Origin of the sequence: Streptococcus sp. 20925_1_44, assembly GCF_041432435.1 — a bacterium.
Classification (GTDB): Bacteria; Bacillota; Bacilli; order Lactobacillales; family Streptococcaceae; genus Streptococcus; species Streptococcus infantis.
Map to the genome: position 1 here is coordinate 238,200 of NZ_JAPVZQ010000003.1, position 15,305 is coordinate 253,504.

Annotated in this window: 10 protein-coding genes; all 10 read left to right on the forward strand. The window is 41.9% G+C overall.

Going from position 1 to position 15,305, the window contains the following annotated elements:
• The first annotated feature begins 9 nt into the window (after positions 1-9).
• The 10 genes from O3643_RS05535 (at position 10) to O3643_RS05580 (ending at position 15,079) form a co-directional block, all read left to right on the forward strand.
• Positions 10-852, forward strand: a complete 843-nt coding sequence (locus O3643_RS05535; RefSeq protein WP_006149415.1) for a YgcG family protein — start codon at positions 10-12, stop codon at positions 850-852.
• A gap of 38 nt (positions 853-890) precedes the next feature.
• A complete protein-coding gene (locus O3643_RS05540) occupies positions 891-1,484 on the forward strand; it encodes a LemA family protein (RefSeq protein ID WP_004250792.1) in 594 nt (197 codons plus the stop codon).
• 179 nt (positions 1,485-1,663) lie between these two features.
• Complete coding sequence (secA, locus tag O3643_RS05545) at positions 1,664-4,177, forward strand: preprotein translocase subunit SecA (protein ID WP_254731139.1); 2,514 nt, start codon at positions 1,664-1,666, stop codon at positions 4,175-4,177.
• An 80-nt stretch (positions 4,178-4,257) separates the two neighbouring features.
• Positions 4,258-5,289, forward strand: coding sequence for a 3-deoxy-7-phosphoheptulonate synthase (locus O3643_RS05550; protein ID WP_371500397.1), 1,032 nt, complete (start codon positions 4,258-4,260; stop codon positions 5,287-5,289).
• A gap of 1 nt (position 5,290) precedes the next feature.
• The gene (locus O3643_RS05555; protein ID WP_006153034.1) at positions 5,291-6,322 is read left to right on the forward strand and encodes a 3-deoxy-7-phosphoheptulonate synthase; all 1,032 of its coding nucleotides are present in this window, start codon (positions 5,291-5,293) and stop codon (positions 6,320-6,322) included.
• Positions 6,323-6,367: 45 nt separating this feature from the next.
• On the forward strand, positions 6,368-6,730 hold the full coding sequence (gene acpS / locus O3643_RS05560; RefSeq protein ID WP_371500420.1) for a holo-ACP synthase: 363 nt from the start codon (positions 6,368-6,370) through the stop codon (positions 6,728-6,730).
• On the forward strand, positions 6,720-7,823 hold the full coding sequence (gene alr, locus O3643_RS05565; protein ID WP_371500399.1) for an alanine racemase: 1,104 nt from the start codon (positions 6,720-6,722) through the stop codon (positions 7,821-7,823). The genes acpS and alr overlap by 11 nt, the downstream gene beginning before the upstream one ends.
• A 24-nt stretch (positions 7,824-7,847) precedes the next feature.
• On the forward strand, positions 7,848-9,863 hold the full coding sequence (gene recG, locus O3643_RS05570; protein WP_371500401.1) for an ATP-dependent DNA helicase RecG: 2,016 nt from the start codon (positions 7,848-7,850) through the stop codon (positions 9,861-9,863).
• Between the two features lie 310 nt (positions 9,864-10,173).
• The gene (locus O3643_RS05575) at positions 10,174-11,157 is read left to right on the forward strand and encodes an acetylxylan esterase (protein WP_371500403.1); all 984 of its coding nucleotides are present in this window, start codon (positions 10,174-10,176) and stop codon (positions 11,155-11,157) included.
• A gap of 346 nt (positions 11,158-11,503) precedes the next feature.
• A complete protein-coding gene (locus tag O3643_RS05580) occupies positions 11,504-15,079 on the forward strand; it encodes an SIALI-17 repeat-containing surface protein (RefSeq protein ID WP_371500405.1) in 3,576 nt (1,191 codons plus the stop codon).
• Positions 15,080-15,305: the final 226 nt, after the last annotated feature.

A 15,305-nucleotide genomic window follows, 5' to 3' on the forward strand; every position in this document is an offset into this window, starting at 1 on the left:
GAGGTTATTATGAAAAAAGATAGATTGTTAAAGAATCCTTTCTTGGTGCGTCTACTTGGATTGCTGATGGCATTTTTCTTCCTATCAGCATTCACTGCACCTGAAAAACCAGACTATGGTATCTATGACCCAAATCATTATTTGACAGAGGAAGTAGTTACTCAGATTCGTGATTTGAATGAAGCTAATAGTCAAAAGGCAGAAAAGCTTCAAATAGGTGTCTATATCGTAGATAGTCTGGAAGGAGAAAGCATTGAAACGGTGGCTAATGAAACTGCCAGGGCTTGGAAGATTGGCTATTCAGGAGATAATTTTGGAAGTCTCATTGTAGTAGCCGTTCAAGACCGTAAATCAAGAATTGAAACCAGTAATAACACCGCCATTAGAATAACGGACTATCAAACCAAGCAGATCTTGGCAGCCAGCCGTACAGATTTCAAAACTGGTGACTATGGTAAAGGAATTCTAGCGATTGCCAAAGGCTTGGACAATCAGTTTTATAGAGGAAGTGGGACCTTCTCGTCTGATGATGACTCCTCTGATATCAAACGTTATTCTGAAAGTATCAGTGGCAAAAAATCGAGTCGCAATAGTAACTCATCTAGTCATCGTAAGAACAGTGACCCTATGGACAATGTGTTCGGAGTCGGGATAATCATTTATTTCATTATCGTATTTATAGCCATTATTAGAGGAGGCGGCGGTGGCCGAGGAGGAGATTCCTCTGACGGAGGATGGTGGTTTAGTGACTCATCCGACTCAGGTTCTTCTTGGTCAGATTCAGGCTCAGACTCCTCTAGTAGCTGGGACGGTGGTGGCTTCGATGGCGGTGGTTCATCCGATGATTGGTGATGCTCGTATAAAATTTAAGGAAATAAGTAGGTTTAGATATGAAAAATAAAGGAATTATTTATGTGTTGAGCATTTTGCTGGCTATTATCTTGCTTGGCGGTTGCTCAGTAGTAGGCACTTATAATGGTCTTGTCTCTGAACAAACCAAGGTCGAACAAGCGCAAGCTGATGTGGCGACAGCTCTTCAACGTCGTTCTGACTTGATTGGAAATTTGGTAGAGTCTGTAAAAGGCCAGATGAACCATGAGACAGAGGTTTTTACCAAGATTGCGGAAGCTCGTGCTAAAATTGGGAATGGCTCCGTGACTTCAAAAGAAAATCAAGAGGCTCAAGGAGAGTTGAGCTCAGCTATTTCACGTTTGATATCGCTAACAGAAAATTATCCAGAACTCAAGAGCAATCAAAATGTGGAACAACTCATGACGGAATTGGCTGGAAGTGAAAATCGGATCTTTGTAGCCCGCAAGGATTACAACAAAGTGGCAACAGAATACAATCAAAAATTAAGAAGCTTCCCAACAGTTCTTTTCGCTAATATGATGAACTTTAAAGAGGCAGAAACCTTTAAAGAAAGCGAAGAAGCTAAGACAGCTCCAAAGGTTGACTTTAGTACTTCTACAACCAAAGAGTAGGCTTGAAATTTCTAAAAGAAAATCAATGATTAGCAATAGTTTGAACATTTACAAAAAAAGGCTCTAAATGAGCCTTTTTTAGCTTGTATAAACACGGATTCTTTCTTGAAAAAGCTGGGCAAATATGCTACAATAAAAAGAACATTCTAAAATATTCAGAATTTAAAGTAAGGAAAAAAATGGCAAATTTATTAAAAACAATCATCGAAAATGATAAAGGGGAACTTCGCCGCTTAGAAAAGATGGCTGATAAAGTCCTCAAATACGAAGATGAAATGGCTGCTTTGACAGACGAGCAGTTGCAAGCTAAGACAGAAGAATTTAAGCAACGTTATCAAAATGGTGAAACGCTTGATCAACTCTTGTACGAAGCCTTTGCGGTTGTACGTGAGGGAGCTAAGCGTGTTCTTGGACTTTTCCCATACAAGGTTCAGGTTATGGGTGGTATCGTTCTTCACCACGGTGACGTTCCAGAAATGCGTACAGGTGAAGGGAAAACCTTGACAGCGACAATGCCGGTATACCTTAATGCCCTTTCAGGAAAAGGTGTCCACGTAGTTACCGTCAACGAATACCTTACAGAACGTGATGCGACTGAAATGGGTGAATTGTACTCATGGCTTGGTTTGTCAGTAGGGATCAACTTGGCTGCGAAATCTCCAATGGAGAAAAAAGAAGCTTATCTCTGTGATATTACTTACTCAACGAACTCAGAAATTGGTTTCGACTATCTTCGTGACAACATGGTTGTTCGTGCAGAGAATATGGTTCAACGTCCGCTCAACTATGCCTTGGTCGATGAGGTTGACTCTATCTTGATCGACGAGGCTCGTACACCATTGATCGTTTCAGGAGCTAATGCAGTTGAAACAAGCCAGCTCTACCACATGGCTGACCACTTTGTGAAGTCTTTGGATAAAGATGACTACATCATTGATATTCAGTCTAAGACAATCGGTTTGTCTGATTCAGGTATTGACAAGGCTGAAAGCTTCTTCAAACTAGAAAATCTTTATGATATCGAAAATGTGGCTTTGACTCACTTTATTGACAACGCCCTTCGCGCCAACTACATCATGATTCTTGATATTGACTATGTGGTCAGCGAAGAACAAGAAATCTTGATTGTCGACCAATTTACAGGTCGTACCATGGAAGGTCGTCGTTACTCTGATGGCTTGCACCAAGCGATTGAAGCTAAAGAAGGTGTGCCAATCCAAGATGAAACTAAGACATCAGCATCGATTACCTACCAAAACCTTTTCCGTATGTATAAAAAATTGGCAGGTATGACAGGTACTGGTAAAACAGAAGAAGAAGAATTCCGCGAAATCTACAACATTCGTGTTATTCCAATTCCTACTAACCGTCCAATCCAACGTATCGACCATTCAGACCTTCTCTACGCTAGCCTCGATGCAAAATTCAAGGCTGTAGTAGAAGATGTTAAGGCGCGTTACCAAAAAGGTCAGCCGGTCTTGGTAGGTACTGTTGCCGTTGAAACCAGTGATTTTCTTTCTAAGAAATTGGTTGAAGCAGGCGTGCCTCACGAAGTATTGAATGCTAAAAACCACTACAGAGAAGCGCAAATCATCATGAACGCTGGTCAACGTGGTGCAATCACTATCGCAACCAACATGGCCGGTCGTGGTACCGATATTAAACTTGGTGAAGGTGTTCGTGAACTTGGAGGACTTTGTGTCATTGGTACAGAACGTCACGAGAGCCGTCGTATCGATAACCAGCTTCGTGGACGTTCAGGTCGTCAAGGTGACCCAGGTGAATCACAGTTCTACTTGTCACTCGAAGATGATTTGATGAAACGTTTTGGTTCAGAACGCTTGAAGGGTGTCTTTGAACGTCTGAATATGTCTGACGAAGCCATCGAATCTCGTATGTTGACACGTCAGGTCGAAGCAGCGCAAAAACGTGTTGAAGGAAATAACTACGATACTCGTAAACAAGTCCTTCAATATGATGACGTTATGCGTGAACAACGTGAGATCATCTACGCACAACGCTATGATGTTATCACTGCAGAACGTGACTTGGCTCCTGAAATTCACGCCATGATTCGCCGTACGATTGGACGAATTGTAGATGGGCATGCTCGTTCTAAACAAGATGAAAAACTTGAAGCAATCTTGAACTTTGCCAAGTACAACTTGCTTCCAGAAGATTCGATTTCACTTTCAGACCTAGAAGGTTTGTCTGACCAAGCTATCAAAGATGAACTATACCAACGTGCATTGAAAGTCTACGATAGCCAAGTTGCTAAACTTCGTGATGAAGAAGCTGTGAAAGAATTCCAGAAAGTCTTGATTCTACGTGTTGTAGATAACAAGTGGACTGACCATATCGATGCCCTTGATCAGTTGAGAAATGCAGTTGGTCTTCGTGGTTATGCCCAAAACAACCCTGTCGTGGAATATCAAGCGGAAGGCTTCCGTATGTTTAATGATATGATTGGTTCGATTGAGTTTGATGTGACTCGCTTGATGATGAAAGCACAAATTCATGAACAAGAACGACCACAAACTGAGCATCATATCAGTACGACAGCAACTCGAAATATTGCTGCGCAACAGAAAGATCTTCCAGCTGATTTGGATCTCAGTCAAGTAAAACGTAATGACTTATGTCCATGTGGATCTGGTAAGAAATTTAAAAACTGTCACGGTAAACGACGTTAAGAATGACTAATTTTCAGGCGGATGCCTAGTGAAAAGTGAATTTTCGCTTGGCGTCCGTTTGCTTTATAAGGAGATGGATAATGGTTTTTACAGCAAAAAGCCCTAAAATTAATATCGATGAAGTTCGTAGTTTGTCTAAACTAGAAGGACAAGTACTTGCGAACAAACTCCAACGTGATCAAGAGCTTGAAGCAATTATTCGTGGGGAAGACCAACGCATCTTGTTAGTGATTGGTCCTTGTTCGTCTGACAATGAAGAAGCAGTCCTAGAGTATGCTAAGCGTTTGTCAAAACTTCAGGAAGAAGTTAAAGACCGCGTCTTTATGGTCATGCGTGTCTATACTGCTAAACCACGTACTAATGGTGATGGCTATAAGGGATTGATTCACCAACCAAACGCCAAAGAAGCGCCTAGCCTCATCAATGGAATCAAGGCGGTTCGTCATCTGCACTACCGTGTTATTTCTGAAACAGGAATGACAACAGCAGATGAAATGTTGTACCCAGAGAACCTTCCTTTAGTAGATGACTTGATTTCTTATATGGCAGTTGGAGCCCGTTCAGTTGAAGATCAACAACACCGTTTTGTAGCTAGTGGAGCAGATTTTGCGACAGGTTTTAAAAATCCAACCTCAGGAAATCTCAATGTCATGTTTAACGGTATTTATGCAGCTCAAAACAAGCAGAGTTTTCTTTTCCTAGGGAAAGAAGTCGAAACTACTGGAAATCCTCTATCGCATGCTATTCTCCGTGGAGCTCTTAACGAGTACGGGAAAAACATTCCTAACTACTACTACGATAATTTGATGGATACTATTGCTCAGTATGAAAAGATGGGACTTGAGAATCCATTCATCATTATTGATACCAACCATGATAACTCAGGTAAACAGTATATGGAGCAGATTCGTATCGTTCGCCAGACTTTAATTAACCGTGATTGGAATGAAAAGATTAAAAAATATGTTCGTGGATTCATGATTGAGTCTTATCTAGAAGACGGTCGCCAAAACGAACCTGAGATATTTGGCAAATCTATCACCGATCCATGTCTAGGATGGGAAAATACGGAAGCTCTTGTTCGCGAAATCTACCAAAGACTAGGAGAATAATATGGCATTTATCGAGAAAGGTCAAGAAATCGATATTGAAGCGATTAAGGCGGAAACACGGCTATCTGCAGAAACCTTGCAACATAAGGAAAATCGTGATCAAGAATTAGCAGATATCCTTTCAGGTAAGGATGATCGTATCCTTTTGGTCATTGGGCCTTGTTCGTCTGATAATGAAGAAGCAGTCCTAGAGTATGCCCGTCGTTTAGCAGACTTGCAGAAAAAAGTGGCAGATAAGATTTTCATGGTTATGCGTGTTTACACGGCCAAACCACGTACCAATGGAGATGGCTACAAGGGCTTGGTTCATCAGCCAGATACTTCTAAAGCTCCAAGCTTAATCAATGGTTTACAGGCTGTTCGTCAGCTTCATTATCGGGTGATTACAGAAACAGGATTGACTACAGCAGATGAAATGCTCTATCCAGCCAATCTCGTCTTGGTTGATGACTTGGTGAGTTATCATGCAGTGGGTGCGCGTTCAGTCGAAGACCAGGAGCACCGTTTTGTAGCTTCAGGAATCGATGCACCAGTGGGAATGAAGAACCCAACATCTGGAAACCTATCTGTGATGTTTAATGCCATCTATGCTGCGCAAAACAAACAAACCTTTCTCTTTCATGGTCAAGAAGTTGAAACTTCAGGAAATCCCTTGGCTCACGTCATCCTTCGTGGAGCTATGAATGAATATGGGAAAAATGAACCTAACTTCTACTATGAAACTCTTCTAGATGCTATTGGGCGTTACGAGTCTATGGGGCTCGAAAATCCCTTTATCATGATTGATACCAACCATGATAATTCAGGAAAACAGTATATGGAGCAAGTTCGCATTGTTCGCCAAACTCTTCTCAACCGTGCCTGGAATGAAAAGATTAAGAAGACAATTCGAGGCTTCATGATTGAGTCTTACTTAGCAGATGGGCGCCAAAACCAGCCAGAAATCTTTGGACGTTCCATTACAGACCCATGTTTGGGCTGGGAAAACACAGTAGCTTTAGTAGAAGAAATCTATTCTACCTTAACAAAATAAGTGAAAAGGATGGAGTTGGGGGAATCTCAACTCCTTTTGATGAAAATGATAGTTGGACACGGAATCGATATTGAAGAATTAGCTTCTATACAAAATGCAGTTGAAAAAAGAGAAGGCTTTGCGCAGCGTGTCTTGACAGACAAGGAAATGGAGCGCTTTGCCAGTCTCAAAGGTCGCAGACAGGTCGAGTATTTGGCTGGTCGTTGGTCAGCTAAAGAGGCTTTCTCAAAGGCTATGGGAACGGGAATTGGGAAGCTAGGCTTTCAGGATTTGGAAGTCTTGAACGATGAGAAGGGAGCTCCCTACTTCAGCAAATCCCCATTTTCAGGAAATGTTTGGTTATCGATTAGCCATACAGAACAGTTTGTGACAGCTAGTGTTGTTTTGGAGGAAAATCATGAAAACTAGTCCACATAGACCAACCAAGGCCCTTATTAATCTAGAAGCAATCCGCTACAATATCCAACAGATGGGAGCACACATTCCTAAAGACACCCTCAAATGGGCGGTTGTGAAAGCCAATGCCTATGGACATGGAGCGATAGCTGTTGCAAGAGCTATCCAGGATGATGTAGATGGCTTTTGTGTGTCAAATATTGATGAAGCCATCGAACTCCGTCAGGCAGGGATCGCTAAGAAAATTCTTATTTTGGGAGTATCTGAGGTTGAATCTTTTTCATTGGCTAAGGATTTTGATATTGCCTTGACAGTGGCGGGATTGGAATGGCTTGAGAATCTCCTTGATACTGAGTCAGACTTAGCTGGTTTAACCGTTCACCTTAAGATTGACTCAGGCATGGGACGAATTGGTTTTAGAAGTGCCAGTGAGGCCGAACAAGCCCAAGCTATGCTCAAAAACCATGGTGCTAATGTCGAGGGAATCTTTACGCACTTTGCTACTGCAGATGAAGAGTCAGATAACTACTTTAAGCAACAGTTGGACTGTTTCAAGACAATCATTGCAGGCTTGAATGAAGTACCGGAATTGGTTCATGCTAGTAACTCCGCAACGACTTTATGGCATGCGGAAACGATTTTTAATGCTGTTCGCATGGGGGATTCCATGTATGGTCTCAATCCAAGTGGACAAGTATTGGAATTGCCTTATGAACTAAAACCAGCCTTAACTTTGGAGTCAGCCATCGTTCATGTCAAAACAGTAGAGACTGGTGCTTGTATGGGCTACGGAGCGACTTATCAGGCAGACAGTGAGCAAGTCATTGCCACTTTGCCAATCGGTTATGCAGATGGTTGGACACGAGACATGCAGAATTTCTCAGTTCTGGTGGATGGCCAATTGTGTCCCATTGTAGGGCGTGTATCCATGGACCAAATCACCATTCGCTTACCTAAGCTTTACCCATTGGGTACCAAGGTAACTTTAATTGGCTCAGACGGTGATAAAGAAATTACTGCAACAGATGTAGCAGTTTACCGAGGAACCATCAATTATGAGGTGGTTTGTCTCCTCAGTGATCGAATTCCAAGAGAATATTATTAAGAAATAGAAGGAAAGGAGTAGAGCATGAATTTACATCGACCCTTGCATGTCTTACCAGGAGTAGGACCTAAATCAGCAGAGAAATATGCCAAACTAGGAATTGAAAACTTGCAAGATCTCTTGCTCTACTTCCCTTTCCGTTATGAAGATTTTAAGACTAAGCAGGTGCTAGAGCTAGAAGAGGGTGAAAAGGCTGTTTTATCTGGTCAGGTAGTGACACCAGCCAGTGTTCAGTATTATGGTTTTAAGCGTAATCGCTTACGTTTTAGCCTCAAGCAGGGGGAGGTTGTTTTTGCAGTTAATTTCTTCAACCAACCCTACCTAGCTGACAAGATTGAACTAGGAGCAACCTTGGCTGTCTTTGGCAAGTGGGACCGTGCCAAGGCAAGCCTCACAGGTATGAAGGTTTTAGCCCAAGTCGAGGATGATCTCCAGCCTGTCTATCGCCTAGCGCAAGGCGTCAGTCAAGCAGGACTTGTTAAGGTCATCAAGACCGCTTTTGATCAAGGACTGGACCTCTTGATAGAAGAAAACATCCCCCAGTCCTTGCTAGATAAATACAAACTCATGCCTCGTAGTCAGGCTGTTCGTGCCATGCATTTTCCTAAGGATTTGGCAGAATACAAACAGGCTCTCCGTCGAATCAAATTTGAGGAACTCTTTTATTTCCAAATGCAATTACAGACCCTCAAGTCTGAAAATAAGGTTCATGGAAGTGGTCTGGTCTTGAACTGGTCTCAGAAAACATTAACTACAGTTAAAGAGAAATTGCCTTTTGCCTTGACCCAAGCCCAAGAAAAAAGCCTGCAAGAAATTCTAACAGATATGAAGTCGGACCATCACATGAATCGACTCTTGCAAGGGGATGTCGGTAGCGGGAAGACAGTGGTTGCAGGTCTTGCTATGTATGCAGCTGTAACGGCAGGGTATCAGGCTGCCCTTATGGTTCCAACAGAGATTCTTGCAGAGCAGCATTTTGAAAGTCTAGAGAGTCTCTTTCCTGATTTGAGATTAGCTCTCCTGACAGGGTCACTGAAAGCTGCAGAAAAACGCAAGGTCTTGGAAACCATTGCTAAGGGGGAAGCCGATGTGATTATCGGAACCCATGCTCTTATACAAGACGGCGTGGACTATGCCCGACTCGGCTTGATTATCATCGATGAGCAACACCGCTTTGGTGTAGGGCAAAGGCGTATTTTACGGGAAAAAGGTGAAAACCCAGATGTCCTCATGATGACGGCAACTCCGATACCACGGACCTTAGCTATCACTGCCTTTGGAGATATGGATGTTTCTATTATTGATCAGATGCCAGCAGGGCGTAAACCGATCGTTACTCGTTGGATCAAGCATGAACAGTTGCCTCAGGTCTTGACTTGGTTGGAGGGTGAGATTCAGAAAGGCTCCCAAGTCTATGTGATCTCTCCTTTGATTGAAGAATCTGAAGCTCTGGACCTTAAAAATGCCATTGCTTTGTCAGAGGAGTTAACAACTCATTTTGCTGGGAAAGCAAAAGTTGCTCTCTTACATGGGAAGATGAAGAGTGATGAAAAAGACCAAATTATGCAGGATTTCAAAGAGAGAAAGACAGATATCCTGGTCTCTACAACAGTTATCGAAGTTGGGGTCAATGTTCCCAATGCGACAGTAATGATTATCATGGATGCTGACCGTTTCGGACTTAGTCAACTTCACCAGCTCAGAGGACGTGTCGGTCGTGGAGACAAGCAATCCTATGCAGTTCTAGTGGCCAATCCAAAAACTGACTCTGGGAAAGACCGCATGCGTATCATGACGGAAACGACCAATGGTTTTGTCCTTGCAGAAGAAGATTTGAAAATGCGAGGCTCTGGTGAAATTTTTGGAACTAAACAGTCAGGTCTACCAGAGTTTCATGTGGCTGATATCATCGAAGACTTCCCAATCCTTGAGGAAGCCAGAAAGGTAGCTAGCTATATCAGCTCCCTCCCAAATTGGAGAGAGGACCCAGAGTGGCACATGATTACCTTAAATCTTGAGAAGAAAGAATATCTGGATTAAGCTTTTTCTAAGATAATGTTAAGTTTGCTTTTAGGGTGAGTATCTATACTAGAGTCATCAAAAAGAAACGAGGACTCTCTCATAACTATTAAAGTAAATTACCAAAAGACATTTCAAAAGGAAACTCAACCTTCTCCTAAATACTAAGAAAAGAGCGAAATCGCTCTTTTTTATTTTTTTAAAACTACTTTCAGAGGCATTCTTGCTGGGGTCGGACATTAAATCCACTTTCCGTTTCCCTTTCTTTCTTGCATTGCTTCCTCATATGTGCTACAGTTATGATAACGGTTACAAAATAAAGGAGAGTTCTATGAGAAATCCAGCATTAGTAGAAGAAATGAAAACATATAAAGGAAGAGATGAAGTACCTCAGGATTTTGATGCTTTTTGGGATGGTGAGATTGACAAGGTTTCGGTCTTGCAAGACTACCAACTAGAGGAACGTGACTTTCATATTCCAAATGTTAAGTGCTATGAGTTAACCTTTAAAGGTACACGTGATGGACTTGTTTATGCACGTGTAGTCTTACCAAAATCAGAAGAGAAAGTACCAGTCATTTTCCATTTCCATGGTTATATGGGACGTTGCTGGGATTGGACAGATATGCTAGCCTTTACCGTCGCTGGTTATGGGGTTGTATCGATGGATGTTCGTGGGCAATCTGGTTACTCACAAGATGGCTTGCGTTCTCCTCTCGGAAATACAGTTAAGGGCCAAATCATCCGTGGTGCAGTAGAAGGGAAAGAGGAACTCTTCTATAAGGATGTTTATCTTGATATTTATCAATTGATTGAGATTGTAGCTAGTCTCCCTCAAGTAGATGAGGAACAGTTGGCCAGTTATGGAGCTTCGCAAGGAGGAGCCTTGGCTCTAGTGGCTTCTGGTCTCAATTCACGTATCAAGCGAACAGTTGCCATCTATCCATTCTTGTCAGACTTTAGACGAGTGCTAGAAATTGGCAATACCAGCGAAGCTTATGATGAGCTTTTTCGTTACTTTAAGTTTCATGATCCTTTCCATGAGACAGAAGAGCAGATCATGGAGACACTTGGCTATATCGATGTGAAAAACCTTGCCCATCGCATTAAAGGTGAGGTGAGAATGATTACAGGGCTTGATGACGATGTCTGCTATCCAATCACCCAGTTCGCTATTTACAATCGTTTGACTTGTGAAAAGAGCTATCGTCTCATGCCAGAATATGCTCACGAGGCTATGAATGTCCATGTCAATGACCAGGTTTACAACTGGTTGTGTGGTAGTGAGATTCCCTTTACCTATGTAGGTCGTTAGAAATATGTAAAAAGAGCCCTGCTAAAACAGGGCTTTCTTTGTTGAGGAGTACAGAAAGTAGTTTCAAAAAGTTTGAAACATAGAAATATATCTGAAAGTAAATTCTATTATAGTTTATTAAGGCTATTATTTAGAATATTTATTATATAATAGGTGTAACATCAAGTCGAAAGGAGTAAAATGGTTGCTTACTGGAAGAAAGTAAATAAAGGTAGCCACATTTCAGATGAAAAAGAATGGGGAAACCCATCAATAATACAGTTTCTTTACATGATTTATGCCTTGGAGGCAAAAAATTTTAAATAAAAAAGAAAGCGCTTTACTTTTGTAAAAAGAAAGGAAAAATATGACACAGAGATATTTTGAACGGAAACAACGTTTTGGAATTAGAAAATTTACAGTAGGAGCTGCATCAGTAGTCATTGGGGCAGTTGTTTTTGGTGCGTCGCCAGTTTTAGCTCAAGAAGCTCCAGCAACCAGTGGTGAAACAGCTGGACAAGCTTTGCCAGAATTGCCAAAAGAAGTAGAATCAGGAAATCTGGCTAACATAGATAAGGAACTTGCTGATAAGTTGGCAGCAGCGACGGACAAAGGAACAGAAGTTAACCGTGAGGAGCTACAAGCAAATCCAGGTTCTGAAAAACCAACAGAAACTGAAACTCCAGCAGCTGAAACTGATAAGACAGAAGAAACTGAGAAACAAGAAGCTATCGCTCGTGATTATTACTCAAGAGAATTGGAAAATGTCAACACTGTCGTAGAAAAAAATGACGTTACAACCAATGCAGAAAATAATCAGCGAGATGATCTTACAAGTGACTTAGAGAAACTAAAGAAACTTCAAGATGCAACAGTGCATATGGAGTTCAAACCAGATGCATCGGCACCACGTTTTTACAATCTTTTCTCTGTATCAAGTGATACCAAGGAAAATGAGTACTTCACTATGTCAGTCTTTGATAATACAGCCCTTATCGAAGGTCGTGATGCAAATGGTGCGCAATTCTATGATAAATACACCGATGCGCCATTAAAGGTTCGCCCAGGTCAGTGGAATTCAGTTACCTTTACTGTGGAAAAACCAACAACTGAAGTCCCTACTGGAAGAGTTCGTCTATATGTAAATGGTGTCTTGTCTAGAACAAGTCTAAAATCTGGGAAATTCATCAAAGATATGCCAGATGTTAACCACGTTCAAATCGGAGCAACCAAACGAGGAAGTAAGACAGTTTGGGGCTCAAATCTACAAGTTCGTAATCTAACAGTCTACGACCGTGCTTTAACACAAGATGAAGTTCGAACACGAAGTCAATTATTTGAAAGAGGAGACTTGAAGCAAGAACTTCCAGAAGGGGCTGAAATTTCTAAAAAAACAGATGTCTTCACAGCGGGTAAAAATGGGCAGTCAAATCCAGATGGTAATAATAGCTATCGTATTCCAGCCCTCCTTAAGACTGACAAGGGAACTTTGATTGCTGGTGCTGACGAACGCCGCTTACACCACTATGACTGGGGTGATATCGGTATGGTCGTTAAACGAAGTGAAGACAAGGGCCAAACATGGGGCGATCGCATCACTCTTACGAATCTACGTGACAATCCAAAAGCCAAGGATCCAAACATTGGTTCACCAGTAAACATCGATATGGTTCTGGTCCAAGATACGGAAACTAAACGAATCTTCTCAGTTTACGATATGTTCCCAGAAGGTAAAGGAATCTTCGGAATGTCTTCTGAAAGAGAAGTTGCCTATAAGGAAATTGATGGAAAAACGTATCAAATTCTATACCGTGAAGGAGAAAATGGAGCCTATACGATTCGTGAAAATGGTGTTGTCTACACACCAGATGGTCAGGCAACGGATTACCGTGTTGTTGTAAATCCTGTCAAACCTGCTTATAGTGATAAAGGCGATCTTTATCAAGGTGAGCAGCTACTAGGAAATATCTACTTTACAAGCAATAAAACTTCTCCATTTAGAATTGCTAAAGACAGCTACCTATGGATGTCTTACAGTGATGATGATGGTAAGACTTGGTCTGCGCCACAAGATATTACTCCAATGGTTAAAGCTGATTGGATGAAATTCTTAGGTGTGGGACCTGGAGTGGGAATTACCCTCCAGAATGGACCTCATAAAGGTCGGATTGTCGTCCCTGTCTATACGACAAACAGAGCTAACCATCTCAACGGTTCTCAATCATCTCGCATCATCTATTCAGATGACCATGGTAAGACTTGGCATATGGGTGGCGGTGTCAATGACAATCGTACACTTCATGATGGTACAGTAGTTGATTCAAGCAACATGAACAATTACTACGCTCAAAATACGGAAGCTTCTGTTGTTCAATTGAATAATGGTCAGTTAAAACTCTTTATGCGTGGTTTGACTGGTGATTTGCAAGTTGCGACAAGTAATGATGGTGGTATTTCATGGGACAACTATGTAGCACGCTATGATGTACCCGATGTTTATGTTCAAATGGCGGCGACTCATACGGTTCAAGATGGTAAAGAGTATATCCTTCTAGCAAATGCTAATGGACCAGGTCGTAAGAATGGCTACATTCGAGTGGCTCGCGTAGAAGAAGATGGCGAGTTGACTTGGTTGCACCATCATTTGATTCAAGAAGGTGAGTATGCTTATAACTCACTTCAACAAATTGGACCAAAAGAATTTGGTCTCTTGTATGAACACCATGAAGCTGGTGGCAATCCATATACTCTATCCTTCAAGAAATTCAACTGGGATTATCTAACTAAAGAGAGACTTGCTTCTAAAGAAGTTAAAGTTACATCGGCTATGGAAAAATGGCCAGGCATTATTGCTATGGAATTTGATTCAGAAGTCTTGGTAAATCAAGCTCCAACTCTCAAACTAGCTAATGGTAAGACTGCAACCTTCATGACTCAGTATGATACTAAGACTCTCCTATTTACAATAGCTCCTGAAGATATCGGTCAAAAAGTTACAGCTATTGAAGCGGGTGCAATTGAAAGTATGCATAACTTGCCAGTATCTGTGGTAGGTACTAAACTTACGAATGGTTTTAATGGTGACGAACCGGCAATCCATGAAGTCCCAGAATTTACAGGTGGTGTCAATGGTGACGAAGCAGCTGTGGCTGAGCTCCCTGAGTACACTGAAGCTATTGGAACAGCAGGTGATGAAGCAGCACCAATAGTGGAAGTCCCAGAATTTACAGGTGGTGTCAATGGTGACGAAGCAGCTGTAACAGAACTTCCTGAGTACACTGAAGCTATTGGAACAGTAGGTGATGAAGCAGCACCAACAGTAGAAGTCCCAGAATTCGAAGGTGACGTAAATGGTGAAGCATCATCTGAATCTGAGCTTCCTGAACACTCTGTTCCTAGCGCAACAGTAGGTGATGAGGCGGCACCAACAGTGGAAGTTCCAGAATTCGAAGGTGGTGTCAATGCAGTCGAAGCTGCAGTTCATGAGCTTCCAGAATTCACAGGCGGAGTAAATGCAGTTGAAGCGCTCAAGAATGAGCTTCCAGAATTCACAGGCGGAGTAAACGCGGTTGAAGCGCTCAAGAATGAGCTTCCAGAATTCACAGGCGGAGTAAACGCAGTTGAAGCGCTCAAGAATGAGCTTCCAGAATTTGCAGGTGGAGCAAATGCCGTTCAAGCCCTTAAGCATGAACTTCCAGAATTCACAGGCGGAGTAAATGCAGTCGAAGCAGCCAAAAACGAACTTCCGGAATATAAGGTTGAAGAAAAACCGCTTGTCACTTTAGTAGCACAACAAGACAAGACATATCAAGCTCCAGCAGCTCAACCACAACAACCAACTCTTCCTGCAACAGGAAGTGAGGTTTCAACTCCTCTAGTATCTGTGGGAATGGTTGGAATGCTTCTCGGCTTGTTTGGAATGGCTAAGAAAAAAGAAGATTAATGGCAACATTGAATCTAAAAAGTCTCTATAAAAAGGTTTAGACTTATATTAGAAGGGTCTGTAACGTTTATTCGTTACAGGCTCTTTATTTGCAGGAAGCGAAGATTTTAGTGGAAATAAGCGGATGGAAGGCGATTCAAACTCGGGTATTTCTCCCTGAAACTACTTTCAGGAGATTCTGTTTCATAAAATTGTTTTGAAACTTCAATCTATTCTAGTACAAGTT